At 43.5% G+C, this 23,009-nt stretch carries 29 protein-coding genes; 19 read left to right on the top strand and 10 right to left on the bottom strand.

Features of this window, described 5'->3' with window-relative positions; all coding sequences use genetic code 11:
* Window positions 1-130: 130 nt before the first annotated feature.
* From K9J17_17870 to K9J17_17845, 6 genes are all read right to left on the bottom strand, one after another.
* Entirely contained in the window at window positions 131-712 is a 582-nt protein-coding gene (locus K9J17_17870; GenBank protein ID MCF8278601.1) for a methyltransferase domain-containing protein, read from the bottom strand.
* Window positions 713-787: 75 nt separating this feature from the next.
* Window positions 788-2,194, bottom strand: a complete 1,407-nt coding sequence (gene rlmD, locus K9J17_17865; protein ID MCF8278600.1) for a 23S rRNA (uracil(1939)-C(5))-methyltransferase RlmD — start codon at window positions 2,192-2,194, stop codon at window positions 788-790.
* A gap of 434 nt (window positions 2,195-2,628) precedes the next feature.
* Complete coding sequence (locus tag K9J17_17860) at window positions 2,629-3,645, bottom strand: DUF262 domain-containing protein (protein MCF8278599.1); 1,017 nt, start codon at window positions 3,643-3,645, stop codon at window positions 2,629-2,631.
* Window positions 3,638-4,234: a hypothetical protein gene (locus K9J17_17855; protein MCF8278598.1), complete on the bottom strand. Its 597-nt coding sequence runs from the start codon at window positions 4,232-4,234 to the stop codon at window positions 3,638-3,640. Before K9J17_17855 ends, K9J17_17860 begins: the two co-directional genes overlap by 8 nt.
* Window positions 4,235-4,643: 409 nt before the next feature.
* Window positions 4,644-5,045 carry a DUF1801 domain-containing protein gene (locus tag K9J17_17850; protein ID MCF8278597.1) on the bottom strand — a complete coding sequence of 134 codons (402 nt, stop codon included), beginning with the start codon at window positions 5,043-5,045 and terminating at the stop codon, window positions 4,644-4,646.
* Window positions 5,046-5,056: 11 nt separating this feature from the next.
* Window positions 5,057-5,482 (bottom strand): DUF1801 domain-containing protein, encoded by a 426-nt coding sequence (locus tag K9J17_17845; GenBank protein MCF8278596.1) that lies wholly within the window; start codon window positions 5,480-5,482, stop codon window positions 5,057-5,059.
* A 558-nt stretch (window positions 5,483-6,040) separates the two neighbouring features.
* Here K9J17_17845 and K9J17_17840 point away from each other — a divergent pair.
* Window positions 6,041-6,259: a hypothetical protein gene (locus K9J17_17840; protein ID MCF8278595.1), complete on the top strand. Its 219-nt coding sequence runs from the start codon at window positions 6,041-6,043 to the stop codon at window positions 6,257-6,259.
* Between the two features lie 75 nt (window positions 6,260-6,334).
* On the opposite strand, the gene K9J17_17835 is transcribed toward K9J17_17840, so the two are convergent.
* Window positions 6,335-6,604, bottom strand: coding sequence for a hypothetical protein (locus K9J17_17835; protein ID MCF8278594.1), 270 nt, complete (start codon window positions 6,602-6,604; stop codon window positions 6,335-6,337).
* Between the two features lie 114 nt (window positions 6,605-6,718).
* Between K9J17_17835 and K9J17_17830 the strand changes: the two genes are divergently transcribed.
* The 9 genes from K9J17_17830 to K9J17_17790 all read left to right on the top strand — a co-directional run bounded on the left by K9J17_17830 (window position 6,719) and on the right by K9J17_17790 (window position 12,644).
* A complete protein-coding gene (locus tag K9J17_17830) occupies window positions 6,719-6,913 on the top strand; it encodes a hypothetical protein (protein MCF8278593.1) in 195 nt (64 codons plus the stop codon).
* 39 nt (window positions 6,914-6,952) lie between these two features.
* Window positions 6,953-7,441 carry a hypothetical protein gene (locus K9J17_17825; GenBank protein MCF8278592.1) on the top strand — a complete coding sequence of 163 codons (489 nt, stop codon included), beginning with the start codon at window positions 6,953-6,955 and terminating at the stop codon, window positions 7,439-7,441.
* 217 nt (window positions 7,442-7,658) lie between these two features.
* Complete coding sequence (locus K9J17_17820; GenBank protein MCF8278591.1) at window positions 7,659-8,342, top strand: hypothetical protein; 684 nt, start codon at window positions 7,659-7,661, stop codon at window positions 8,340-8,342.
* A 196-nt stretch (window positions 8,343-8,538) separates the two neighbouring features.
* The gene (locus tag K9J17_17815; protein MCF8278590.1) at window positions 8,539-8,919 is read left to right on the top strand and encodes a hypothetical protein; all 381 of its coding nucleotides are present in this window, start codon (window positions 8,539-8,541) and stop codon (window positions 8,917-8,919) included.
* Window positions 8,916-9,200: a hypothetical protein gene (locus tag K9J17_17810; GenBank protein ID MCF8278589.1), complete on the top strand. Its 285-nt coding sequence runs from the start codon at window positions 8,916-8,918 to the stop codon at window positions 9,198-9,200. Before K9J17_17815 ends, K9J17_17810 begins: the two co-directional genes overlap by 4 nt.
* A 174-nt stretch (window positions 9,201-9,374) precedes the next feature.
* On the top strand, window positions 9,375-9,884 hold the full coding sequence (locus K9J17_17805; protein MCF8278588.1) for a YcxB family protein: 510 nt from the start codon (window positions 9,375-9,377) through the stop codon (window positions 9,882-9,884).
* Between the two features lie 243 nt (window positions 9,885-10,127).
* Entirely contained in the window at window positions 10,128-11,567 is a 1,440-nt protein-coding gene (locus K9J17_17800) for a hypothetical protein (GenBank protein MCF8278587.1), read from the top strand.
* Window positions 11,568-11,846: 279 nt separating this feature from the next.
* Window positions 11,847-12,230 carry a hypothetical protein gene (locus K9J17_17795; GenBank protein MCF8278586.1) on the top strand — a complete coding sequence of 128 codons (384 nt, stop codon included), beginning with the start codon at window positions 11,847-11,849 and terminating at the stop codon, window positions 12,228-12,230.
* Window positions 12,231-12,644, top strand: coding sequence for an SRPBCC family protein (locus K9J17_17790; GenBank protein ID MCF8278585.1), 414 nt, complete (start codon window positions 12,231-12,233; stop codon window positions 12,642-12,644).
* A 1,169-nt stretch (window positions 12,645-13,813) separates the two neighbouring features.
* Here K9J17_17790 and K9J17_17785 read toward each other — a convergent pair.
* Window positions 13,814-14,482: a YggS family pyridoxal phosphate-dependent enzyme gene (locus K9J17_17785; GenBank protein ID MCF8278584.1), complete on the bottom strand. Its 669-nt coding sequence runs from the start codon at window positions 14,480-14,482 to the stop codon at window positions 13,814-13,816.
* Window positions 14,483-14,539: 57 nt separating this feature from the next.
* Between K9J17_17785 and K9J17_17780 the strand changes: the two genes are divergently transcribed.
* From K9J17_17780 to K9J17_17755, 6 genes are all read left to right on the top strand, one after another.
* Window positions 14,540-15,388: an alpha/beta hydrolase gene (locus K9J17_17780; protein ID MCF8278583.1), complete on the top strand. Its 849-nt coding sequence runs from the start codon at window positions 14,540-14,542 to the stop codon at window positions 15,386-15,388.
* 91 nt (window positions 15,389-15,479) lie between these two features.
* Window positions 15,480-15,833, top strand: a complete 354-nt coding sequence (locus K9J17_17775; protein ID MCF8278582.1) for a phage holin family protein — start codon at window positions 15,480-15,482, stop codon at window positions 15,831-15,833.
* A complete protein-coding gene (locus K9J17_17770; protein ID MCF8278581.1) occupies window positions 15,830-16,174 on the top strand; it encodes a DUF962 domain-containing protein in 345 nt (114 codons plus the stop codon). Before K9J17_17775 ends, K9J17_17770 begins: the two co-directional genes overlap by 4 nt.
* A 1-nt stretch (window position 16,175) precedes the next feature.
* On the top strand, window positions 16,176-16,679 hold the full coding sequence (locus tag K9J17_17765) for a cupin domain-containing protein (GenBank protein MCF8278580.1): 504 nt from the start codon (window positions 16,176-16,178) through the stop codon (window positions 16,677-16,679).
* A 6-nt stretch (window positions 16,680-16,685) separates the two neighbouring features.
* A complete protein-coding gene (locus K9J17_17760) occupies window positions 16,686-18,242 on the top strand; it encodes a glycosyltransferase family 39 protein (protein ID MCF8278579.1) in 1,557 nt (518 codons plus the stop codon).
* A 32-nt stretch (window positions 18,243-18,274) separates the two neighbouring features.
* Complete coding sequence (locus K9J17_17755; GenBank protein MCF8278578.1) at window positions 18,275-19,030, top strand: TerB family tellurite resistance protein; 756 nt, start codon at window positions 18,275-18,277, stop codon at window positions 19,028-19,030.
* On the opposite strand, the gene K9J17_17750 is transcribed toward K9J17_17755, so the two are convergent.
* Window positions 19,031-19,390 carry a T9SS type A sorting domain-containing protein gene (locus K9J17_17750; protein MCF8278577.1) on the bottom strand — a complete coding sequence of 120 codons (360 nt, stop codon included), beginning with the start codon at window positions 19,388-19,390 and terminating at the stop codon, window positions 19,031-19,033. It lies immediately after the preceding gene.
* A 58-nt stretch (window positions 19,391-19,448) separates the two neighbouring features.
* A complete protein-coding gene (locus tag K9J17_17745; GenBank protein MCF8278576.1) occupies window positions 19,449-20,063 on the bottom strand; it encodes a thioredoxin family protein in 615 nt (204 codons plus the stop codon).
* A gap of 26 nt (window positions 20,064-20,089) precedes the next feature.
* Here K9J17_17745 and mnmD point away from each other — a divergent pair, with 26 nt between their 5' ends.
* From mnmD to mnmA, 3 genes are read left to right on the top strand one after another with little or no spacing between them, the layout of a single operon-like run.
* Window positions 20,090-20,776: a tRNA (5-methylaminomethyl-2-thiouridine)(34)-methyltransferase MnmD gene (gene mnmD, locus K9J17_17740; protein ID MCF8278575.1), complete on the top strand. Its 687-nt coding sequence runs from the start codon at window positions 20,090-20,092 to the stop codon at window positions 20,774-20,776.
* Between the two features lie 44 nt (window positions 20,777-20,820).
* Entirely contained in the window at window positions 20,821-21,846 is a 1,026-nt protein-coding gene (locus tag K9J17_17735) for a hypothetical protein (GenBank protein MCF8278574.1), read from the top strand.
* Entirely contained in the window at window positions 21,839-22,930 is a 1,092-nt protein-coding gene (mnmA, locus tag K9J17_17730; protein MCF8278573.1) for a tRNA 2-thiouridine(34) synthase MnmA, read from the top strand. Before K9J17_17735 ends, mnmA begins: the two co-directional genes overlap by 8 nt.
* The last annotated feature ends 79 nt before the right edge of the window (window positions 22,931-23,009 follow it).

The raw sequence follows: 23,009 nt of genomic DNA, 5'->3' as shown, positions 1-23,009 counted from the left end.
TACGATCTTCGTTCCTCAGATCACTCGAAGTGACACTTACGTCATTGCGAGGAACGAAGCAATCTCTTGCGAAGGGCGGTTGCCTGATGATGAGATTGCTTCAGTCGTTCCTCCTTCGCAATGACGCTATTTACTTCTTCACCAACTCCACCCAAAGTTCGGTACCAAGCCGTGGTTTGATGGAATTCTTGCATGGTTTCATGCTGGAAATCTCAAACAGCTCCCCAAAATAACCTTCGTATTCCGCTGCACTTCCACCAAATGGTGGTCCTTTTTCGGTGAGTTCAAAACAGAACATCACGCCACATATCTTGCCTTTGGGGGCAAGCAATCCATGCATCTTTTTGGCATAGGCTGAACGTAATTTCGGGTCGAGCGCGCAGAAGAAGGTCTGTTCGAGGATAAGGTCGTACGCGCCTTGGTGCTCAAAGAAATCGCCCAGCAACAAATGGTCTGTTGGAAACTCAGGGACACGCTTCTTGAAACCTTCCAAGGCCAGTGGGGCAATATCAATCACAAACACATTCTCAAAGCCTTGTTCGTGCAGGTATTCTGCCTCATAAGCATTACCACATCCTGGAATCAGGATACGGATGGTTTTATCTTCCAAGGTATCGATGTACTCCTTTAACGGTGTGCTCGGAGCACCAAGGTCCCAACCGATTTGATTCCCAACGTAGCGGTCGTTCCAGAAGTCTTTGTCTAGTTTCATTTAGCTGTCAGATTTGAGATGTCAGATATCAGAAAACCAATCGTTAATCGGCAATCGCATATCGTTATTCGTTAATCACTTTTTAAGCTCCAAAAGCGCTACACTCTCCACATGATGCGTGTGCGGGAACATATCCACAGGTCGTACGTTCTTCACTTCGTAGTTCTCGCTCAGCAGTTGAATGTCGCGTGCTTGCGTGGCTGGATTACAGCTCACATACACAATGCGGTCGGGTAGGAGTTCGTTCAATCGTGCAATCACATCGGCATGCATACCAGCGCGTGGTGGGTCGGTTATCACTACATCGGGCCTGCCTTCTTTGGCAATCAGTTCCTGTGTAAACACATCTTTCATATCGCCTGCGTAGAAGCTACAGTTGTCTATGCTGTTCAATGCTGCATTCAGTTTGGCATCGACAATGGCCGGTTCCACGTATTCAATACCTACCACTTTCTTGGCCTGTTTGGCCACAAACTGCGCAATGGTTCCTGTGCCTGTGTACAGGTCGTAGACCACTTCGTTGCCTGTGAGTGCAGCAAAATCGCGGGTTATCTTATACAGCTCATAGGCCTGTGGACCATTGGTCTGATAGAATGATTTCGGCCCTACGCGGAACTTCAATCCTTCCATTTCTTCCATGATATGGTCGTTGCCGTGGTGTACCTGAATGTCCAGTTCGCCAATGGTATCGTTCGGTTTATTATTGAAAACCCACATTACCGAAGTCAGTTGTGGGAACTCAGCCACCAGCGTGTCGAGTATCATCTTCACATCTGCAGGACGGTCTTCTGCCACGCTCAAGATCACCATCCACTCGCCTGTCATGGTGCTGCGCACAATGAGGTTGCGCAGAAAGCCCGTCTGTTCGTTCAGGTTGTAGTATGAGAATTCGTTTGCCAGCGCCATCTCCCTTACGCGGTTTCGGATGGCGTTGCTCGGCTCGGCCATCAGGTGACATTCCTTTACGTCAAGCACCTTATCCCAGCGCCCGGGAACGTGAAAGCCCAAGGAAGGCACATCGTCAAACACCTGTCCGCTTTCCACCTCTTCCTGCGTTAGCCACCTGCGGTGACTGAAACTGAATTCCAACTTGTTGCGGTATTCGAACACATTGGCCGAACCCAGAATAGGCTCAAAGGCTGCCACCTGCACCTTTCCAATGCGTTGCAGCGCATCGCTCACCTGTTTGTTCTTGAATTCCAACTGCTGCGCATAGCTCAAATGCTGCCATTTGCATCCGCCACACACGCCAAAGTAGCGGCATTTGGCCTCAATGCGAATGGGGGAGAGCTCCTTGATCTTCATCACATGCCCTTCTGCGTAGTTCTTGCGCTTGCGCTTGATCTGAATGTCGCACACATCGCCCGGCACCACGCCCGTTACAAACACCACCATCTCGTTCACCCGTGCCAGCGCCTGCCCTTTGTCGGCAATGTCGGTAATGGTCACATTCTCAAGGATCTCTTTGCGTCTTCTTCCCATGCTGCAAAGGAAAAAGGAAAAAAGGAAACTAGGTGGTTAGGGGATTAGCTTATTAGGGAATTAGATGATTAGCTGATCAAGGGAGTAGGATGGGGGCTTCAACGCCTTCAAGGTCTGTTTGGATGCAGCTTGATCGTTGAACCTTAGAATGATGTAGGGGTGGGTGATTATTCAGTGCTGAACATCATGGATTCCGCGGATCCCCTCTTATGCGGAATGAAGGTCTTTAAATCTAACGTTTAGCATATGAAGCGTTGCTGTCCCGCAGGGCAGCTATGATTTTTTAGCCGTTGTGCCCGTTGCACAACGCCAAAAGTTGAGAAATTGACTCATTCATCATATTTTTGAATTGTGATTTTGTGCTTAGAAGAGTAAATAATCTTAGCATTTTTCATCCGTTACTTAGGCTTTTTGCTCGAAAATGTAGTTGTGCATCAGTTACCGTTGTTAACAACTGCCTTTTTTATTTCATTTTCGACTAATGTCCCTCTAGCAATTCGTCCTGCACGACCACTAGTACCTTGGAATACATACTTATAAAATTTTGCGTACCCATTAGTTTCTGGGTCTGTCGATTTGTTTTCTAAGATCTGATTTTCTAAATCGGTCAATACAGTCTTTAAATTAATCTTATCCAATTCAGTCCCAACTCTTTTTAATTTAACTAATTCAACCAGCAACGTGAACAAGCTAGTTTTTCTAAACCAAAGTGAATCCGGTTCTAAATGTAAATCCATAATCATCTGACAGGTCTCAGTGATATCTGATTTAATCTTTTCTGAGGCAGGGTACTCATCATTATAGAGTTTAATATACCTTTCGATTTCTGAATTACCGGTAAAATATCCTCCTTCTTCTATAGTTGCCATTATTAAGAGAATATATTCAGTGTCTTTCATCCTTGCATATTGATTTTGGCTAAAAATATCTAATGCTTCGAATTCATCTGAATCTTGAATAGCCTGTGCTGTGGATATAAAAACTCCCTCATACAAAGCATTATTTATTTCCATTGCATTCAATGCGTAACTCACAGAATTGATTCTTTGGAAAATCTCAATTATTTGATTTTCATCTAACCTTCCTAAATCACGCACAACTATTTTATAATCATAAAAATCTGTTTGCTGCTTAGCCGATAGTTCTTTGAAAAGTGGAATTTCTCGTGTTGGAATTTCTCCGTTGATATAGGAAAAAATGGTATCCAACCTTTGTTGACCATCAACTACAAGCCGAGTAGAAGTTTGAGATTCTAAGTCTATTTCTCCGTCTGCAAGGTAAATTTCAGGAAAAGGGAATCCTCTTAGTATAGTGTCTATAAACTTTTGTTTATGAGAGTTATTCCAAACTAAATTACGCTGAAAAGATGGACGTAAAACGAGAGTTCCATTCTTTAAATCGTTGTATAAGTCGAGTAATTTCTCGTTGTCTGCTGTTCCTATATTATTCATAATTTTCTAACCTTAGTCTGCTGATATTACGAGAATGATATTGTTCGAAAAAGTACTCATTTCGAAAAATAGCACCTGCTATTTTATAATTACCATACTTGCCGTATGAAATGCTTTTGAAGAATTCAAACCATTCATTTTTCTTAGTATAGTTGAAAGGAAATAAATCTGGTCTAATCCAACCTTTTAAAAAGTATTCTAAGAATTCTCTATAGTTCTTATCTTCCTGCTGACTTCTTGCTTTAACATTAATATTGAAGATGGGCAATTCTTGCCAGTATTCATCGAATACTGTTTCACTGATAACTACAATATCTATGTCGGACTCTTCGTTAAAGTCATTCCATATTTTTTTTGGTGCAATGCTAAATCCAAGTTTTGCAGAACCAACCATAACCACTTTTGTGGTACTGACATTAAAGAAATTCGCAACCTTTTGCTTCAGAAAAAAATACCTTTCTTCGTCTTCATAATAAATTATTGGATTGCCATGAAGAAGGTTCTTTCTTATTATTACAGTATCTGATATGAGGTCATTATTGAGTTCTGCCTTAAATGCAGATTTTCTATTTTCAATAATTTCTTTCATTTCAATTTTTTGGTTGTTGCTAACTCGTTTATAGGTCTGTATTTATGCCAGGGGATACAAACATATCCGCCCGGTAGGCGGAGGGATAGGTCTGTATGGCTTAACCAAACATACAGACATTATTCAGATGTCCATCCCCTCAATCGGGCTTTTGATCTCGCTTAGTTTCTTTGTGCTCTGGCGTTCTCATAACCTCCGAACCTCATCGCATCGGTAGTGTGAAAGTAATGAATGCCTTTGAATAATAACATTGACCGTTGGAACTGAGGTTAGAGGTTAGAGGAGAGAGGTTAGAGGTTAGAGGTTAGAGGAGAGAGGTTAGAGGTTAGAGGGGTAAGGAGAAGCATGGAGCTTCATCTAACCAGATAGGCGCCAATCTCTTGTAGCTGCGGTTAGCGGTTCGTTGTCTTTATTTCGTAGCACTTATCCATTCAGTTACGATGTCGGTCAGTTCGGCTTTGCCATTTTCGATTTCTTGGAGAGATCTGAAGGTTACAATTGCCCGATCGTTTTCTTTCCAGACCAGCAGTTTACTTTTATTCGCAATCAGCCTGTGTTGGGCTTGCGGCTGTTTGAGTGCCCCTCGATGAAAAATGAGTTGAAGCTGTTTAATGGGTGGTTGAATTCTCATGGTGATTCTATCCGCACCATTGAAGCAATAATTCGGCCCATTCCACTTGATATTTTCTGTCAAAGCGGTGTTTGCCGATAAGATGCAGCTCCTTAATTGTTCAATTTCCTTTCTAAATGGATGTTCTTGTGCGTCCAAAAAGTCAGTCACTTCGCTGTTCAGATTCTTGTTAGTTGCCATTGCTTCTATCTTTACGTGGTCTGTTTGACACCCTCTTTTATGGCAGTTTCAAGCGTATCCATATCTATGTCTTTCAGCGATCTGAATTTAATGCAATAGCCGGTTACCGTTGCTTTGCCAATTGTTTTGCCATACGTGTTGGGCAAGTACTTTTTGTCTTCAAGCCCCATGATATACACGGAGATTCCGGTGGTGTTGGCACTGATACCGATCTGATAGAACGCTTTGGTTCTACCGTCTGAATATGTTATGGTCTGTAGTCCGTAGCCTATATTCGGATTGGAAACAATTTTCCCGTTCTCGTCTTTACCATCTAGGAACCACAATTTACCCGTTGGCAATGCTTGAAGCATGTAGTTGTGCAAGGCTTGCATGTCTGCGCGCTTTGGCGCTGGCTGAGAGGCAATGTAGCTTTCAATTTGTTCTTGAACGTTCATTCGATATGCTGTTCGGTGCGGAAAAGTACTTCATTGGCTGCTGATTTTGAGCGTTGAGGCTTGAGGGGTGAGGTAAGGGCTGCGCTTCGATTTTTCGAACTCTCCCCGTCCCGACAGGTCGGGACACCCCTCTCTTCAAAAGAGAGGGGAAAGTTCGGCTTTGCCGAACAGGGGAGAGTTGAGGCTTGAGGAGAGAGGTTATAGGTTATAGGTTATAGGTTAGAGGGGTGAGGGCTGCGCTTCGATTTTTCGAACTCTCCCCGTCCCGACAGGTCGGGGCACCCCTCTCTTCAAAAGAGAGGGGAAAGTTCGGCTTTGCCGAACAGGGGAGAGTTGAGGCTGAGAAGAGAGGTTAGAGGAGAGATGAGTAATGAGGCAGGAAAGGGCAGATGAGCAGGTGGCAAGGCCTGTGGTTGTTGCTGCTGTGTGGGGGCTTATTGCTTACCTGCATTTTTTTGAAAAAGATGTTAACTTAGTGTTAATGTTCTTCTCCGAAGCATGTGTCCGCGGCCTAGATCGAATAAGCAAGTCCCACTTGTAAAGCCAATTGAGGAATTGGTGCCTGCACATAAGCTAAAGAAGATAAGTCCCGGCATGATACGCGTGGTAGATGCCTTCGCCAAGGAAGTGCCCCTGCATAAGATGGCTAAAAACGAGAATATTACCGTACATGGCATTAACAAGCGATTAAAAGCGGTGCGCAAGCTTTTGGACGTTTATAGCACTTCAGGCGCTTATAGGAAATTACTGCTTGCACGCAAAATTGAACTCAAATAACTCGAATTCTTCTTATTTCGACTACTAAATTTAGTAGTTTGTAGCTTGCTATAATGTTCTGAGATTTGTATGCAATCATCCTACAACATCCTTGCAAACACCATCAACAGATCTGTAAATGCCTTTCGCATCCATGTTGATCCGATCCGCATCCTTGTTGATGCGATCTGCATCCATGTTGATCTGATCTGCATCCATGTTAATGCGATCTGCATCCATGTTAATGCGATCTGCATCCATGTTAATGCGATCTGCATCCATGTTAATGTGATCTGCATCCCTGTTGATCCGATCCGCATCCATGTTAATGCGATCTGCACACATGTTGATCTGATCCGCGCACATGTTAATGCGATCTGCACACACAATAAGGCCTTGAAGCCATGCAGCACGGCCTACACTCCGCTTGCTTTATCTAAAAATCAATAATCATCATATGAACCCTTAAAAAACAGAAACATGAAAAAGATCAGATGCAGTTTAGCCTATCATCGCATGCCAATAGGCAGTTTTGGAGATTTTGCTGGAGGCGTACGCGATGGAATATTCACTAACACCACCGTATTTACCCTGCCACCCATGACGCTGGTGGATTTCCAGACGCTTATCGATACCTATATCAACGCCCGCGCTACTTACAAGGCAGGCGGATAGGCCCAGAAACCCGCCTACATGCAAGCACGCAGCGACCTGATGAAAACACTGGACCAATTGTCCGAATATGTGGATACCGTGGCCGATGGTGACGAAAACATCATTGTGCTGTCGCAATTTGTGCCTACCAAAGGCAGCGCCTCCGACCAGCCTTCGCCCACGCAGCTCAACGGTATTGTCATCAGCCATCCTTCATCGGGTGTGCTACAGGTAGAATGCGGCAAGCAGGATCAGGTGCAGAGCTACATCTGCATCATTACTGCGGGTGCACCCATTCCTTCAAGTTTCAATATCAACGAGGCCGGACAGCTTTTCATTGGGCCAAGCACAGTTCCCGGCAATACGGAAACAGGAACAGGGCCCGTAACCGGCACCAACCCCTTTGCGGCCATCCTCGATTTCAATCCCAGTCGCAAGAAGACCATTATCGGACTCACACCCGGAACCACTTACTATTTCGTCTTTATCGGTATCAATGCCAGTGGCGTAAGCCAGTTCAGCACCCCGGTGGCAGCCATCTGCACCTGAGCTTGAGGTTAGAGCTTAGAGGTTAGAGGTTTGAGGAGAGAGCTTAGTGCTTATTGAAAGACCTCCGAAGTTTCTAAAATTTCGGAGGTCTTTTTTTTACCCTATCTTGGTGGTAGGTGGCAGGTAGCTGTGTTTAAAATAGATTGTTAAATTTGGTTGACAAATCTGGCTATAGGTAATAAAATTACTTTTAGCCAATTGTTGGGGTTAATTTGAAATGGAGCGCACTTTCATTCTTAAGGACTATCACAGAGGTTGGTTTGGCGTTATCGCAATTCCAATCATGATTTTGGGAATTCCTGTTACCCAATCGACTTACAGTAAGGTTTTTTCCACGGATGAAGTTTCGACAGAAGCTATAGTGGTAATGTCTTTTATCCTAGCTTTTCTAGGAATATGGGTTGGGTTTAGTCTTGCATATCGTACCGTTGAAATAAAAATGTTTGATGGAAGTATGTCATTTAAGTCAATTGGAAAGCTACTGTTCCTAAAACCACTCGACAGAATTGTCACATTCTCACAGATACAGACGTACTGGCTTGATACTACCAAACCGAATTTCAACTTACTGAAGTTCAAGTTTACAGATGATACTGGTATTACAATAGTCACCAACGGTTATTTTGACGACCCTGAATTCGAAGCCCTAATGGAGTTCCTGGAAAATCAAGACGAGAATGAAAATTCAGAATTACCCAAATGTGGAAACCTTTATCAAAGACTTTGGATAAAAGTATCCGCAATTGCAGGCACTCTCCTTGGGACATTCTTAATTATTTACGTCCTGACTCACCCAGAAAAAGAAATAACCCCTTGGACAATCAATGCCTTCTTATGCACCATTGTTGCCTACGGAATCCTTTACAAAGTGATTGCAAACTGGAATAGAAAGAAAAACTAACCCCAACAATGCCTAAAATTATTGCGTGGGACGGTACGTCAGTCAGTCTCAGTTTCGTTCTGTAACGTTACCGTATCTCGAAAACTCAGTAGTTTCAAAACGCAATACTTTTAGGCGCACCGTTGGCGTTAATTGTTAAGCCGCCTGAAACCACGGCTCGGAATGGAAAACTCAGCAGTTTCTAAAAAGAAATGAAATGGGACGTTTAATCGCTTTATTGACAATCTTATTTTTCTTCACAGAAAGCATGGCTCAAGACATTGACATCAACGTACTTCTCGACAAAAAGTGGACAATTACGGACTATTTTATCGGAGAAATGAAAGTTCCAACGAGCGAACAACACAATCATACTACGTTCCGAAGTAACCACGAGGTTGAAGCGTTCAATGAACGCATAGTAATTAGAAGTAAATGGTCGTTCGACACTGAAAAAAACACCCTAACTCTGTCGTCTGACAGCTTGCCAGACATCTCCGAAATGAAAATTCATTTGTTAACAACGGAAGAGTTCAAATATGACATCTTGACGACCGAAGGAATGAACGTTACAATCGTAATGCGGCCGTATAAATGAAACGAACCCTCTGTTTTTTCAGTCTTTTTACCCTAGCCAGTAAGTTGTGTTTTGCTGAAGGACAAGCTGGACTAATTGAGTTCATGTATGTTTTGTATGGTGTGTCATTCATTTTCTATACACTAGTTGGCGGAGGCCTAATCCTGTTTGTCAGGAAGAAAATGAAGTATGAAAATCCAAGAAAGGTGAAGTGGAAAGCGTTTGGCGGTGCTTTTCTCTTGGCCGTATTGTTTTACTCAATTGACGACATGGCCTTTCTGCCATTTTTCTGGATATTTTGACGACACGAACTGAAAACAAAAAGAAAACAACTAACGCCAACACCATCTATGCAAAATAGGGTCTCATCAGTTACGCAGAGTTCGGTTTTATCTGTCCGCTGCTGTCCTGTGGGACAGGGCGAAGCAGTTAAAACCCTATTTTTCATAGCTGAGAAACGTTGTAACACATTTTGAATGGAAGTAAGAAGCTTTAATGTAAAATTGGAAAGGAACGAGTGGGTGATGCTAAATTTCATTCTTGGCTACAAAACCAAAATTGTGATTTGGATAACTATTGTTGGTTTAGCAATGCTATATACAGTAATCGATTACTTGACGTTGAATTCGTTTAATACGAATCAGTTTCCACTCGGACAGTTGTTATTCGCTGTTTTGATCTTGGTTGTCATTCCAGTTTCGACCTATTTTAGAGCCACAAAAATGCTCGAAACCAATCCATGGATTCGTGAAACTGCACACTACTTTATTGGCGAAACTAGCATATCAATAAAAGGTGACACCTATGAAGTCAGTATTCACTGGATAAATATCAAGTCCATTGAAGAACTCAAAAACTGGATAGTCATTTACTCAGAAGCAAAGCGTGGTTTTTTTATTCCGAAGAGAATATTTTCCAAAGAGGAGCTTGTAAGCCTCAAAAAAGCGCTGGAATTAGTACCAGCACAGAAAATAAAACTCAAATAAAAAACGTGCTACACACCATCTATACAAAATAGGGTCTCCCTTCGTGCCTCAGGGCAGGCGCTAGTTACGCAGGAGCCGGTCGAAGGGAAGTATTCGGGTTTATCTGTCCGCTCCAGAGACCTAGTAGGTTTTCAAAACCTACTAGGTCTTTGCAGGCTAAAATCCTATTTTCATCGTTGAGAAACGTTGGCGGTAATTCAAATGGACAGCTCTGCACGTACTAAAAATGGGGATTTCTGACATATGAAACTGTCCCAAATATTTAATGACCTCGACCATCAATGCATCGACATTGATTGGAAAACGGAGATTGACGATATGGTTTATCAATTGGCTTACCATTGGAAAGTCTGGAAAAAGGTATTTGAGCATGAAGACATCAGATCCTTGGTCGAAAACTACCAATCCGAGGTTCCAATGGATTATTTGCCAGCATTAGGACAGGAGTTAAGTGTTCACAATCTCCTGCTTTATCAATTGCACACCGATAGCGATAGTTACAGATTGCTCATTATTGAAATGACCGATAAGGAGTCGTTTGAAAATGAGGCTAAAAACAGGAAAGTAAAGGTTTGGCTTCTCAAGCAATCTCGCAAAAAACTTAGTTCTAAGGCCACGCGGCTTAACCTTGCCAATCGCTTGCCTTATGAAGCTGTACAAGTTGATGACCGCGATATGGTGTTCTATAGCTTTCCATTTGCTCTTCAATTGCGGTTAGCAGATAAAGGAAACGCAATTTTAAATGCCAAGTGTAGCATACTTGATTTTCGTGTTTTCCCTCCTGTAAGTAGCAGAACCGCGCAGTTAGGTGTCATAAGCTACAATGAACAACTTAAGCTTTGGGCAGCAACTTTCTATGATAGCAAGGACAAAACTTCGGTGAGAGTGGGAAAAGACATACTCGACTTGTCAGATTGGCGGGAGGTGGCTTCATCTGAACTTGGCATTAATAGTCTAAGTAGTCTTAATTGGGTGAACGAAAGTCTACTTATCCTTTACGAGGATTATGCTTGGTTTGTGGATTCAGCAACAGCGAATAGACCAGTATGCGAAAAGATTTTTTCCAGAGAACGTGACAGAACCAACAGTTTTGCCGCTAGACCAAGATTCATTAGAACTCTGAATGGAGAGACGTATGTACATATGTCCTTTCAGGTTTATCATCTCAAGAAAAATAAATTGATACCGTTGTTCAAACTCAACGAGAAAGATTTACCTGAATGTATAGCTACTGGTAATAATAGGTTTACCTATTTGAATAAAGGACGACAGGTGGAAGTTGACATCAAGGAAAGAAAGATTAGATCAAGACCCGTTCCGGGTCAAGATAATTCAAGTTCTATTCATCAACTTACAACTAAGTGGGCAGTAGTTACGAGATTTGGATACACGAATCGTGAAATTGATATACTTCAGTTCTGGCACATAGAGACAGACACATGGCAACGCCTCAAGCTTGGAGCATTTGGACAGTATGGAATAACTGATGTTGGAATTACAAAGGATAACGATGTTATTCTTGCTGGTCACGAAATGATCTTCAAGGTTCAGGACTTCTTCACCAAGTTGAAGAGCTTTGAAGAAATGAAAGTGGAAGACTGGACCGAAAAATGGCCTGATGAAAATGATGGGTCAGAATCAACAGGAATCGTTGATCGAATTAAGGCGTTGTTCAGAAATTGAAAGTACTACCTCCAACACCATCTATGCAAAAAAGGGTCTCCCTTCGTGCCTCAGGGCAGGCGCGAGTTACGCAGGAGCCTGTGGTGAGGGGGTTTACCCTGAGCCTGTCGAAGGGAAGTATTCGTGTTTATCTGTCCGCTCCAGAGACCTAGTAGGTTTTCAAAACCTACTAGGTCTTTGCAGGCTAAAACCCTATTTTCATCGTTGAGAAACGTTGGCGTGCGTTGTAAAAGAGAAACAGCACAACATGAACGGAGGGCCAACGAACAAACATGGATCATGACACAGCAACAAAGATCATTACCGATATGGATACTTATCGTGTCAGCAATTTTTGCATTGATGGAACTTGGTGCAAGTGTCATGTTCATCATTTCTCCCGAATCGATGGAAGACACCGTTGACCTTAATGCAAAAGGAGTTGACTTCCTTATCCTGATGTGGGCATCCAGACAATTTGCACTTGGCGTTATTCTGGCCTTTGCAACAATTAAAAGATCAAGTCCAATGCTGACCCTTGCTTACATTTTCCTTTTGGTCATGTTTGCAGCCGACCTATGTATTGGCGTTGCCCAACACGACAGTTCACTTTATATAGGAGCAGGAGTCATGTGTCTTATTGCTTCTACCATGATCTACTTTGTAAACCAACCATCAAAATAAATGGCAACAAAAATTACCGTAACCGCATTGATCAATGCACCCATCCAAAAGGTTTGGGACCATTGGACCAGACCAGTACATATCACCAATTGGAATTTTGCAGTAGACGACTGGGCATGTCCAAGAGCAGAAAACGACCTGAAGGTCGGTGGAAGGTACTTTGCAAGGATGGAAGCCAAGGATGGCAGTTTCGGTTTCGACTTCGAAGCGATCTATGATGTGGTAAATGAAAAGCAGGAGCTGAGCTATACCATGGGTGACGGACGAAAGGCCACCACTGTCTTTGAAAGCACGGGTGCTGAAACCAATGTAACTACAACGTTTGATGCTGAAAGTGAAAACCCGGTTGAAATGCAACAACAAGGCTGGCAAATGATCTTGAACAACTTCAAAAAATATACTGAGAATAACTGATCTGAACATAAGGATAGGACGAAAAAGCAACGCACGCCACACCAACTACGCAAAATAGGGTCTCCCTTCGTGCCTCAGGGCAGGCGCTAGTTACGCAGGAGCCTGTCGAAGGGAAGTATTCGGGTTTATCTGTCCGCTCCTGTGCTGCGCGACAGGGCGAAGCAGTTAAAACCCTAATTTTTCATAGTTGTAAAACGTTGTAGCACATTATGAAACTGACCTTCATACTCATTTTACCAGCGGTGATTGTGTGCCTTCCCAACATCGGCTTTTTGACTTACTATAAACTTGACAGGTCCTTGACAAGAAAGAAAGTTCTGATAGCTGGAATTCTAACCCTATTGGTTGGACTGTTTTCACCATGGGTCGCAACATTCGTAAGTGCTCATGGAATTTCAATGGACAGGCAACCTGACGAATTAGTTTGCGCGACAGGAGCAGCGACATTCTTGTTTTTCGGTTATCTACTAACGTTGTTGGCGACACCAATTCTGACGTTGATTTTGGCCATGTCGACAGAAAAGAAATAAAAACGTGCTACAACACCCGCTAAACCTAATGCGTGCGACTGTACGTCAGTCAGTCTCAGTTTCGTTCTGTGCCGTTTGTGCATGGCGACCGGACGGCAGTTTCTAACGCATTATCTTTAGCGGCAACCGTTGGCGGTAATGGTTCAAGCCGTGTGAAAGTTCGGCTCTGAATTTAAAACAAAGCAGATTTGAACATGAAACGAATACTTCTGACAACACTCATCGGAATACTACTAAGTAGTTGTTCGAAGGACGGCTTTCCGACAAGAAAACAGGGGATACTCAAGGACTACAATGGGTTTGACGGATGCGGTTGGATCATCGAAGTCCAAAATAACGGTAGAGTGGAACGACTTGAACCAACGAATTTGGACAAGTGCCACATTGATAGATCGGACGGTTTACCTGTTATTGTAGAATACACGGTGACAGGCGGAATAAGTAGTTGTATGGTCGGGCCTGTTGTTAAACTGATAGCAATAAGAAAAAGATAGACCTCGCGATCAACGTTCAGATTCCCCGCATCAAGGCTTGATAGAAGTTCGACTTGTTTGGGATTACTGTATTGGTTTGCAACTGATTGCCTTCCCAATGCCTTTCAATGGCAGTATGTCTGATATATCACAAAAGTGTTCTGATCTAAGCACGACTTCCGAAGATGGAACTTCCCACACGGACCATCGTGCTGCCTTCCTCAATGGCAATCAGGTAATCGCCCGACATTCCCATCGAAATCTCTTTGAAGAACTCGTTTTGGATGAAATGGCTCGCTTTCAACTGCTCAAAAATGAGTTTCAGACTTCTGAATTCTGAACGTATCTGTGCTTCGTTGTCCGTAAAAGTGGCCATGCCCATTACACCAGCTACTTGAATGTTTTTGAGGTTTTGCAGTTCATCAGAATTCAAATAGTCGAACGCTTCTTCTAAACTTAGTCCGAATTTGCTCTCTTCTTGCGCTATATGAAACTGAAGCAGCACACGGATCATTCGCCCGTGTTTAGCAGCTTCCTTATTGATCTCGGAAAGCAATGAAGTCTTGTCAACGGAATGAATGCAACTCACAAAAGGAGCGATGTACTTGATCTTGTTGCGCTGCAGATGCCCGATCATGTGCCATTCAATGTCTTTCGGCAGTGTTTCCGATTTCGGCACCAATTCCTGCACACGGTTTTCTCCGAAAATGCGCTGACCTGCCTCATAGGCTTCCATCAACACATCGTTCGGTTTGGTTTTAGAAACCGCTACCAAGGTTACGTTGCTCGGGATTTCTTCCCGAATCTCCTCTAAGTTTTCAGCAATGCTTCTCATTCCGTTCGCAAAGTAAATAAGCTTAATTACAACCGTGCAGTTTGATAAATTTGATGCATGAGTATTCTGAAACAAATGGAAGAGCATGGGGCCTACGCCCAGCTTTCGAACGGAAAGGTGCGTTACGAATTTGAAGGTGACGAAAATGGCGAAGTGGTAGTGCTGATCCATGGATTGATCGGGCACTTGCACATGTGGGACCATCAGTTCAAGTTTCTGGTAGATCGTGGTTATCGCGTATTAAGATTTGATCTTTATGGTCGCGGATTTTCTGAACGTTTAAAGGGCGATCATGGCAGCGAATTGTACATGGCGCAGGTTTCCGACCTGATCGAGTTCCTCGGTATCAAAGACAAATTCCACCTCATCGGCCTTTCCATGGGTGGCGCTATCAGCACCCGATTTGCAAGTCATCATCCCGATAAGGTAAAATCGATCTTCTTGGTCGACTGTTACGGCATTCCTACTCCGAACGATCCCGGAATCAGAGTCGTTCAGCCAAAAGGAATTGGAGAAGCATTGATCGGAACGTTGGGTGGGCCAATTCTGAAACGCGCACCAATGAGAGGTGTTTTTGATAAGAAGAAACACGCAGGCTTTGCCAAATGGTTTACTGCACCAATGGCTATTCGAGGTTCAAAACGGGCATTGCTGAGCACGCTACGCAATTTTATGCTCGAAAATCATGTACCGCACTACGAACGTTTGAATCATCTCGACATTCCTAAACTCATTCTTTGGGGAAAAGAAGACGCAATTCTTCCCTTTGCTTACGGAAAGCGTATTCATGCCTTGGTTCCGAATGCGCGCTTCGAAGTGTTTGAAGATTGCGGTCATATTCCGCAGTACGAAGAGCCGGAGAAATTCAATCAGATGGCATTGCAATTCCTAAGGGAACAGCGTTGATGCTACCTTCAAAGCCAATGAATTAGAACACTTTGCATTCAATACCGTTTTGTCTTTACATCCATCATACTAACCATAAAAGCTACTGAACATGAATATTCTGATCAAGATCATCATATCATCATTGGCCGTTTTTCTGACTGCCTATCTATTACCTGGAGTGGATGTTGATGCCTACGTTACAGCCATTTGGGTGGCAGTGGTTCTTGCGCTGCTGAACGGATTTCTGAAACCATTGCTCATCATTCTCACCATTCCGGTCACTTTGGTAACGCTTGGTCTGTTTCTCTTAGTGATAAACGCTGCCATCATTCTGCTGGCAAGTCATTTTGTTGAAGGTTTCTATGTGAGCGGATTTTGGTGGGCGCTGCTTTTTAGCTTGGTGCTTTCCATTGTCACCTCCATTATGGAATCGTTGGGCGGACCATCAAAATCAAAGAAATGAGTACAGAAAAGCGATTCGGGTCACTGGCAGAATTCTATCCGTTTTACTTGACCGAACATTCGAACAGAGTATGTAGAACGTTTCATTTTATTGGCACCACCTTGGTAATGGCACTTGCGATTACTGGTTTTGCTACACTCAATTGGAAGTTTTTTGCACTGATGCCTGTGGCAGGGTATGGGTTCGCTTGGATCGGCCATTTCTTTTTCGAGAAGAATAAACCTGCTGCCTTCGGAAATCCGTTTTACAGCCTCGCTTCCGATTTCATCATGTATTGGCACATCGTTACGGGGCAATTGCCGAAGAAGATGGAAGAATCAAAGAAGCTTTATCCGAAGTAGGATGATTCCTGAAAGGGTAAAATATCTTATTGATAAGTTGGAAATGCAGCCACATCCCGAAGGTGGTTGGTACAAGGAAACCTACCGTTCAGAAGGCACGATTTCAAGTGCCGAGTTAAAGGATTTCAATGGTGATAGGAGTTTTTCAACTGGCATCTATTTCCTCCTAACTGCCGATAATTTCTCGGCTTTTCATCGCATAAAAAGCGATGAAATGTGGCATTTCTACGAAGGTGATGGTCTCCGAATCCATGAGATTGCAACGAACGGGTCCTATACTGAACATCGTCTTGGACTTGATCTGGAAAACGGGGAAAGACCTCAACTTACCATTGCGGCCAACAGTTGGTTTGCCTCCGAAGTAGCCGAAGGAAAAAGTTGGTGTTTGGTCGGTTGCACGGTTTCTCCCGGTTTCGATTTTCAGGATTTCGAAATGGCTGAACGTAGTCTTCTCGCAAGCGAATTTCCGCAGCATACGCAGGTGATCAACCGTCTTTGTAGGTAAGGGTTAATGGCGGAAATGTTCTCTTCTATCCAATGGACGCTGCTGTGCGTTTCTGTTGTTCTCGTTCTTGTAAGTCTGTGGGAGCAAAGTCGTGGTGCTTCCAGTAAAGCTTTGCTGCTACTCACGTTTTCCGCTCTCAGTTTCTACGCATTTGTCGCCTTGTTCGATCCGTTCCTTCATATCTGGGATGAACGATTTCATGCGCTCGTAGCGAAGAATTTGTCGCATCATCCTCTGTTGCCCACCTTATATGATAATCCTGTGGTTTCCATGGCTTACGATCGCTGGGACCGCGCCATTGTTTGGCTGCACAAGCAGCCACTATTTCTGTGGCAGATCGCCCTTTCGTTAAAAGTATGGGGCTGCAACACATTCGGGCTTCGATTTCCGAGCGTGATAATGGCCAGTCTTTTATTACCCATCACATATCGTGTTGGAAAATTATTGGGAAACGATTCCGTTGGCTTTATCTCCGCAGCCTTCATGCTCAGTTCGTTTTACACCGTTCAGTTGGTTTCGGGTGTTCAGGGAATGGAACACAACGATCTCGCTTTTCTGTTCTATGTGTCAGCCAGTATTTGGGCGTGGGTCGAGTATGAGTTTGCTGAGGGATACAAAAAATGGCGCTGGGCTCTGCTTATTGGGCTATTTTCTGGCGCTGCCATTCTTTGCAAATGGTTGGTCGGATTGCTGGTTTACGCAGCGTTTTCTTCTCAGATTCTCACCGATTTCAATTGGAAGCGAATAGGACACGTGGCAGTGGCGCTTCTTGTCACCACCTTGATGGTGCTTCCATGGCAGTTGTTGTCGTTCTCGTGGTATCCGGCCGAAGCGGCATTTGAAATGAAATACAATGCACTGCATTTTACCGATGCCATTGAAGGTCATGGTGGCGAATGGCTCTTTCATTGGGAAAAGATTCCTGTGCTTTTTGGTTCAGCGGTTCAAGTTCTTCTCATTCCGGCCTTTTTGGGATTGATACTTACTTCAACCAAAAAGCGCGTAGCCGCGGCATTCGTTTTACTTCCCATTTTGACATACGTTTTTTACAGTTTGGCAAGCACCAAAATGCAGTCGTATCCATACGTGGTTGCCATGCCGATATACGTGTCGATGGCGTTTCTAGTAAACTGGTTTATTCAACGATTGAAGGGTTTGACATCATCCAAGGTAGCAACTTGGCTAAGCACCATTTTGCTAGTCGTATCAATGGTTTTCAATCTGAATATAAAGGAACTCCTGCTCGTTCACACAAGTTGGTACGGCTATAACGAATATCATGAAGAGCTATCAAAAAACAGATTGATATTTCTCGAACTGAAGGAGGAACTTCCAGTAAATTCCGTGCTCTTCAATGTAAGCGGCAGGCATTATGTAGAAGCCATGTTCTACACCGATTTCCCTGCCTACGAAATGATGCCTGGAACAATAGAAATCCAGCAAGTGTTGGATGCGGACATGGTTCCAGTTGTTTTGAATGATGAACGGGTTGAGCTACCCATTGAACTCACAACGGATAACCGTGTTCTGGTAGTTGATCAACGAATTCACAGTTATTACTGATGGAATGAACAAGTTTTATCTTCGCGGCCGCAATGGCTAAATACGCAAAATGGTTAGGTGGCACGCTGGGCTGGGCTTTTGGAGGCCCAGTTGGTGCGTTGCTTGGTTTCGCACTCGGTTCGCTGTACGACAATGCAAGCGGAGATGTAATGAATTGGGGTGAACCGCAGGTTGGAACTGGAGGACGCACGCAAGTGCGAACAACTCCGGGCGATTTTGAAGTCTCGTTGCTGATATTGACAGCTGCGGTAATGAAAGCTGACAATTCCATCAAGAAGTCAGAACTCGATTTTGTGAAGCGTTTTCTGGTCGGTCAGTTTGGAGAAGCCAAGGCGCAGCAGCAACTTCTATTACTACGAGAAATCCTTAAGAAACCGATCGATATCCGTCAGGTGAGTATGCAGATCCGAACGTTTATGGATCATTCATCTCGATTACAACTGATGCAGTACTTATTTCAGTTGGCCAATGCCGATCAGGAAATGCATGGCAACGAGATTGATATGCTGACGCGGATTGCCAGTTATCTGGGAATCAGTAAGCCAGATTTCATGAGTATCAAGGCAATGTTCGTCATCGAAAACAACGAAAGTGTTTATCAGATCCTTGAGATTGAAATGAGCGCCTCTGATGATGAAGTGAAAAAAGCCTATCGCAAAATGGCCGTCAAATATCATCCTGATAAGGTCAGTCATCTAGGTCCAGAACACCAAGATGCTGCCAAGGAGAAATTCCAAAAACTGACGGAAGCCTACGAACGGATAAAGAAGGAGCGAGGAATCAAGTAATTACTCGATGTGCATTCTGCGTGTGATTACTTCGCTACGGTTCTTGTCGATGATCTGAACCACGTAAAGTCCTTTTTGCAGCGATGATAGATCGATTTTTGCACCGTGATCGCCCAATAACTGAAGCGAAAAGACTTTTTCACCGATCACGTTGAAAACCATCACATCCAAGGCTGCCGAACTTCCGGTTATCATAATGCTGAATACTCCGTTGTTCGGATTGGGATAGATTTTCGCATCCCAGTTTGGTGACGCTTTCTGTTCAATTCCATCGAAGCCGTTGTCGCCACTGATGTTCACAGCCGCCATTCCTTGAAAGCTTAAAAGCGAAAGAAGAAGATATGGTATCAGTCGTTTCATCGGCAGCTAAAGTATCAGGTGAAATCGTGAATAAAAATACGCAGTAAGTTAAGTAATGTTAAGGTCGTTCGTCTAAAATGCAATCCATCTGCTCAATTACTTCCAACATTTCGCGTTGTAGCGTCTTACCCTTGTCTGTTGCATACCATTTCTGTACCACTTTTCCGAATTCTGAATAAGGCATCTTGCCAGTGCGTTTATTTTCTTTCACCATTTCTTGAATTTCTGATGGACGTGGTCCCCAAGTGGCAATTTCCTTCATGTTGCCATCCAGAATAATGAGTTTCGGAATGGCGCGTCCGCCATCTGTCAAGTATTGATCCATTATGTCCAAATGCTCATCTCTGAGAATTAATCGAAGCTGGATATTTGGAGATGCTTCTGCCATTTTGTTCAGGATCGGAACGTTCTGAGAGGCATCGCCACACCAAGCTTCAGTTATCAGTAACCAATTTATTGGGCACGGAATGTGCTTCAACTGCTCTGATAGTTGGTCGTCTAACTCAATCGTTTTATCCAATCGATTCATTCGGTGAATATTCATCTTGGTGTATTCCAAAAGGCTTTCAGATTGGTTTGTACCGGTGGTCAGTCCTTTTGCAAATTCTTCATCCACCATTTTTCTGTATTCAGAATAGGTGTATCCACTTTCAAATTGTTCTTTCGTGATCATATCTTTTGTATTGATTTAAGTCATTCATGAAATCTTCTTCCGCGCCATCCTTGCAACTCCTTCAGACCAAAGATGGTTCTCAAACCATCTTGAATGAAACCTTGGGTTCTACTTACCATTCGATTCACGGAGCGCTTACAGAGTCTGAACACGTTTTCGTGGATAAAGGTTTGCGAAAGCTGCTGGAAAATGGAGTGACAAAGATCACTTTGATGGAAATGGGATTGGGAACTGGATTGAATGCACTGCTTACTGCCATCATTGCAGCGGAGCAGAACCTTTCAATCGATTACCATGCGCTTGAGCTTTATCCTGTTCCGATTGAAATCTATTCGGATTATGAGTTGCCTGAAGGATTGGGAATTCATCGTTCGATTTTTGATAGGATTCATCACGCAGAATGGAATACGAAAATCGGGGTTTCCGATTCGTTTTCAGTCACAAAACACTTGGTTTCATTGCTCAATTATGAACCTCAGCAGAAATTCGATCTTGTTTATTTCGATGCTTTCGAACCTGATGCACAACCCGAACTTTGGACGCAAGAAGTCTTCGAAAAGCTTTATTCGTGGATGAATCCGAACGGAATCCTGACCACCTACTGTTGCAAAGGCTATGTCCGCAGAAACATGTTGGCCGCAGGCTTCTCCGTAGAAAAAGTGCCTGGGCCGCCTGGAAAGCGTGAAATGATCGTGGCAATTCGGACGTTGTAATTGTCTCAGTTCAGCCAAGCTCAACCATTATCTTTGCACGGTCTATGAAAGCAACAATCAGATTTCTTTTCTCCATCAGCTGTCTTGTTTTAGTGGTAAGTTCAGCTGCACTTGCACAAGAACTGAATCAGACAGATGCCAACGGCAAGAAGCAGGGCAACTGGAAAAAGACATACAGTAACGGTAAGGTTCGATATGAAGGACAGTTCAAGGATGACGAGCCTTTCGGATTGTTCAAATATTACTACGACAATGGATCATTGCAAGCCACCAATAATCATATTGGCGATGGAAAAGTGGCTAATCATGCGTATCACAAGAACGGTAAGATCAAAGCAAAGGGAATTTTTCACGATCAATTGAAGGACAGTCTTTGGCAGTATTTCAACGAAAATGAGCAACTCGTCTTAGAAGAGAATTACATCATGGATACGCTTCATGGTTCTCAGAAAACGTATTACGAAAATCAGCAATTGGGCGAGGAAACGCATTTCAATCATGGCGAGAAGCATGGTCCTTGGAACAAATTCTTCGACAATGGTAAGCCGTGGGTTGTAGCAACGTATGATGATGGCAATCTTCATGGAGATTTCGTGATGTACAACGATGACGGAAAACGGAAATTCCAAGGAAAGTACGAGCATGGTATCCGTAATGGGGTATGGCTCATTTTCAACGAAAACGGTTCGGTGAAAACGCAAGATGTGTACCGTGATGGCGTGATGAAAAGCCAGAAATACGAGAACGGAGAGTTTACCGAATATTACCTCGATGAGATTCCGAAAAGCGTCTACAACTACAAGAAAGGGAAGAAGGAAGGTGAATTCAAAGAGTATTACGACAAAGGGCAATGGGTGCGAGAAGAGACACCTGGAAAAATGGGTGGCCCAGATGAAATAACGGAACATTTAGAAGGAACTCAGGTTAAAGTGCAAGGTTGGTATCATGAAGATCAGTACAACGGAAAAGTGACCTATTTCAAGGAAGACGGAAGTACAGATAAAGTGGAGGTTTGGGAAAATGGAACCTTGGTAAGCACCATTGATTGGGAAGGAACAGGTAATGAGTAAAGGAAAAGTGCTTGTGGCAATGAGCGGTGGTCTCGACAGTTCTGTCGTGGCCATGATGCTGCACAATGAAGGTTATGATGTGGTTGGCGTTACCATGAAAACATGGGATTACGCATCGGCCGGTGGAAATACAAAAACTACGGGTTGCTGTAGTCTGGACGATATCAACGATGCACGACAGATGGCGGTTGATTTCGGTTTTCCGCACATCATCATTGATATCCGAGAAGAATTCGGAGAACATATCATCGACAATTTTGTGGGAGAATACATTGCAGGTCGCACGCCAAATCCGTGCGTGCTATGCAATACACACATCAAATGGGATGCGCTGCTTCGGAGAGCTGATCAGCTCGGTTGCGAATTCATTGCCACAGGTCATTATGCGCAAGTACGCAAAGAGAACGGGCGTTTTGTTGTGTCCAAAGGTTTGGATCAAACCAAAGATCAATCGTACGTGCTTTGGGGCTTGAGTCAGCAAAGTTTGTCTCGAACCATATTTCCGTTAGGGAAAATGCAGAAGTCAGACATTCGCCAAATTGCCTTAGACAGTGGTTATGAGTCCATTGCGAAAAAGAGCGAGAGTTACGAGATATGTTTCATACCAGACAATGATTATCGTGGCTTTCTGAAACGAAGAGTGAAAGGATTGGAAGAAGAGGTTGATGGTGGACTTTTTGTAGATAAGAATGGCAATATTCTGGGCAAACATCGCGGTTATCCATTCTATACCATTGGACAACGAAAAGGTTTAGAGATTGCTTTAGGAGAACCAATGTATGTTACTGGTATTCATCCAGATACAAATACAGTTACATTGGGGGTTGAAGCAGATCTTTTGAAGACAGAAATGAATGTGCGTGGTATCAATCTGATCAAATACGCAGAGATAAAGGAACCGATGGAATCATTGGTGAAAGTGCGATACAAGCATGCTGGAAGTATGGCTCGAATAGAGCAACGCGGTTCCGAAATGAACGTTCGTTTTTATGAAGAAGTAAGTGCCATCACTCCAGGCCAGTCGGCTGTATTTTACGAAGGAAATGATGTGTTAGGTGGTGGATTTATCATGAAAGACCATTGATATGAACGGTAAGATCCGAAGTGTAAAGTTCAAAACGCACATGCTGGCCATAGTGGCTTTTATGAGTGTATCGTTGAGT

The organism is Flavobacteriales bacterium, assembly GCA_021739695.1.
Classification (GTDB): domain Bacteria; phylum Bacteroidota; class Bacteroidia; order UBA10329; family UBA10329; genus UBA10329.
This window is presented reverse-complemented; position numbering and strand designations above follow the sequence as displayed.

Coding starts and splice junctions, on each gene's coding strand:
- K9J17_17870 (MCF8278601.1), bottom strand. CDS start 712: ATGAAACTAGACAAAGACTTCTGGAACGACCGCTACGTTGGGAATCAA.
- rlmD (MCF8278600.1), bottom strand. CDS start 2,194: ATGGGAAGAAGACGCAAAGAGATCCTTGAGAATGTGACCATTACCGAC.
- K9J17_17860 (MCF8278599.1), bottom strand. CDS start 3,645: ATGAATAATATAGGAACAGCAGACAACGAGAAATTACTCGACTTATAC.
- K9J17_17855 (MCF8278598.1), bottom strand. CDS start 4,234: ATGAAAGAAATTATTGAAAATAGAAAATCTGCATTTAAGGCAGAACTC.
- K9J17_17850 (MCF8278597.1), bottom strand. CDS start 5,045: ATGGCAACTAACAAGAATCTGAACAGCGAAGTGACTGACTTTTTGGAC.
- K9J17_17845 (MCF8278596.1), bottom strand. CDS start 5,482: ATGAACGTTCAAGAACAAATTGAAAGCTACATTGCCTCTCAGCCAGCG.
- K9J17_17835 (MCF8278594.1), bottom strand. CDS start 6,604: ATGTGCGCGGATCAGATCAACATGTGTGCAGATCGCATTAACATGGAT.
- K9J17_17830 (MCF8278593.1), top strand. CDS start 6,719: ATGAAAAAGATCAGATGCAGTTTAGCCTATCATCGCATGCCAATAGGC.
- K9J17_17825 (MCF8278592.1), top strand. CDS start 6,953: ATGAAAACACTGGACCAATTGTCCGAATATGTGGATACCGTGGCCGAT.
- K9J17_17820 (MCF8278591.1), top strand. CDS start 7,659: ATGGAGCGCACTTTCATTCTTAAGGACTATCACAGAGGTTGGTTTGGC.
- K9J17_17815 (MCF8278590.1), top strand. CDS start 8,539: ATGGGACGTTTAATCGCTTTATTGACAATCTTATTTTTCTTCACAGAA.
- K9J17_17810 (MCF8278589.1), top strand. CDS start 8,916: ATGAAACGAACCCTCTGTTTTTTCAGTCTTTTTACCCTAGCCAGTAAG.
- K9J17_17805 (MCF8278588.1), top strand. CDS start 9,375: ATGGAAGTAAGAAGCTTTAATGTAAAATTGGAAAGGAACGAGTGGGTG.
- K9J17_17800 (MCF8278587.1), top strand. CDS start 10,128: ATGAAACTGTCCCAAATATTTAATGACCTCGACCATCAATGCATCGAC.
- K9J17_17795 (MCF8278586.1), top strand. CDS start 11,847: ATGACACAGCAACAAAGATCATTACCGATATGGATACTTATCGTGTCA.
- K9J17_17790 (MCF8278585.1), top strand. CDS start 12,231: ATGGCAACAAAAATTACCGTAACCGCATTGATCAATGCACCCATCCAA.
- K9J17_17785 (MCF8278584.1), bottom strand. CDS start 14,482: ATGAGAAGCATTGCTGAAAACTTAGAGGAGATTCGGGAAGAAATCCCG.
- K9J17_17780 (MCF8278583.1), top strand. CDS start 14,540: ATGAGTATTCTGAAACAAATGGAAGAGCATGGGGCCTACGCCCAGCTT.
- K9J17_17775 (MCF8278582.1), top strand. CDS start 15,480: ATGAATATTCTGATCAAGATCATCATATCATCATTGGCCGTTTTTCTG.
- K9J17_17770 (MCF8278581.1), top strand. CDS start 15,830: ATGAGTACAGAAAAGCGATTCGGGTCACTGGCAGAATTCTATCCGTTT.
- K9J17_17765 (MCF8278580.1), top strand. CDS start 16,176: ATGATTCCTGAAAGGGTAAAATATCTTATTGATAAGTTGGAAATGCAG.
- K9J17_17760 (MCF8278579.1), top strand. CDS start 16,686: ATGGCGGAAATGTTCTCTTCTATCCAATGGACGCTGCTGTGCGTTTCT.
- K9J17_17755 (MCF8278578.1), top strand. CDS start 18,275: ATGGCTAAATACGCAAAATGGTTAGGTGGCACGCTGGGCTGGGCTTTT.
- K9J17_17750 (MCF8278577.1), bottom strand. CDS start 19,390: ATGAAACGACTGATACCATATCTTCTTCTTTCGCTTTTAAGCTTTCAA.
- K9J17_17745 (MCF8278576.1), bottom strand. CDS start 20,063: ATGATCACGAAAGAACAATTTGAAAGTGGATACACCTATTCTGAATAC.
- mnmD (MCF8278575.1), top strand. CDS start 20,090: ATGAAATCTTCTTCCGCGCCATCCTTGCAACTCCTTCAGACCAAAGAT.
- K9J17_17735 (MCF8278574.1), top strand. CDS start 20,821: ATGAAAGCAACAATCAGATTTCTTTTCTCCATCAGCTGTCTTGTTTTA.
- mnmA (MCF8278573.1), top strand. CDS start 21,839: ATGAGTAAAGGAAAAGTGCTTGTGGCAATGAGCGGTGGTCTCGACAGT.